This window comes from Pseudoalteromonas sp. S3260 (assembly GCF_005886925.1).
In the GTDB taxonomy this organism is placed as follows: domain Bacteria; phylum Pseudomonadota; class Gammaproteobacteria; order Enterobacterales; family Alteromonadaceae; genus Pseudoalteromonas; species Pseudoalteromonas tetraodonis.
Window position 1 is genome coordinate 1 of sequence record NZ_PNCV01000201.1, and the last position, 1,368, is coordinate 1,368.

A 1,368-nucleotide genomic window follows, 5' to 3' on the forward strand; every position below is an offset into this window, starting at 1 on the left:
TCGAAAGGTTGTTGGCTGGCAGGTTTACGACACACAGTTAAGTGAATTAGCCGCGGATTTAATGAAGGATATTTGCAGTCGAGAGCAAATAAAGCGCGAGCAAGTTACGTTACACTCAGATAATGGCAGCCCAATGAAAGGCGCGACATTGTTGGCAACATTACAGGAGTTAGGCATTGTGCCATCATTTAGTCGACCATCAGTAAGTAATGACAATCCATACTCTGAGTCGTTATTTAAAACGTTAAAGTATCGCCCAGAATACCCAGAAAAGCCATTTGAAGATATAAGCGCAGCAAGAGAATGGGTTACTGGGTTCGTTGATTGGTACAATAATGAGCACCTACACAGTGGTATAAAATTTGTGACGCCAAACCAACGTCATTCAGGTTTAGATAAAGAAATATTAGCTAAGCGTCAGCAGGTAAACGACGCAGCTAAATTGAATAACCCAAGCCGTTGGTCAGGGAAGTCACGAGACTGGTCAATGATAAATGAAGTAAATTTAAACCCTGAGAAAAAAGAAGAAATGCGGGCGGCATAAAATTTAACTTGAGGCGACAACTAACTTGAAAAACTCCGCCACAGAGGTAAAGAGAACACAGAGGAAGTGATTAAAGTGACTAGGTGCTAGGGCTTATAGCCCGCTATCCGCCCGTGGCTTTTCTCTGTGTAGCGCGTAGCGCCTCGGTGTTCTCTGTGGTAAAAAATATTTTGTAGGCGGGCTTTACGCCGCGCACATGTAGCACGGTGTTAGGGTTAAGAGTAGCCCGTTACACGCAGCTCGTGGCTTTTCTCGGTGTATCAAATAGATAAACTATAATTTGATTTTTAATAATGAAGTTATGAATTAACTTTGAATATTACTGAGGAGACTTAAAGAATAGTGGGGCGATTGACGGGGCTCGAACCCGCGACAACCGGAATCACAATCCGGGGCTCTACCAACTGAGCTACAACCGCCACTACATACACCTTGTTTGGTGTGGCGCGCATAATACATAATATCCCCATGCTTGTGAAGCAAAAAAATCAAAAAAATTAAATTTATTATAAGTATTCTATATTTAAGCTACGGGCTACGGGCTACGGGCAACGGGCAACGGGCAACGGGCAACGGGCTTAATACCTAAAACCTAATACCTAATACCTAATACCTAATACCTAATAACGACACGGGGTAAACCCGCTGCTACGGATATAAAAACCTTGCGATATTAACCTTAAGGTTTTTAAATACCTAGAACCTAATACCTAATAACGACGCGGGGTAAACCCGTTGCTACGGATATAAAAACCTTGCTATATTAATCGTAACGTTTTTAAATACCTCGAACCTCGAACCTCGAACCTCGAACCTCGAACCTC

General features: G+C 42.6%; 1 protein-coding gene and 1 tRNA gene. One reads left to right on the forward strand and one right to left on the reverse strand.

Features of this window, described 5'->3' with window-relative positions; all coding sequences use genetic code 11:
* A partial coding sequence (locus CWC14_RS18170) for an integrase core domain-containing protein (RefSeq protein ID WP_138564296.1) occupies window positions 1–544 on the forward strand: 544 nt, incomplete at its 5' end.
* A 343-nt stretch (window positions 545–887) separates the two neighbouring features.
* Here the strand turns inward: CWC14_RS18170 and CWC14_RS18175 are convergent.
* Window positions 888–963, reverse strand: a tRNA-His gene (locus CWC14_RS18175).
* Between the last annotated feature and the right edge of the window lie 405 nt (window positions 964–1,368).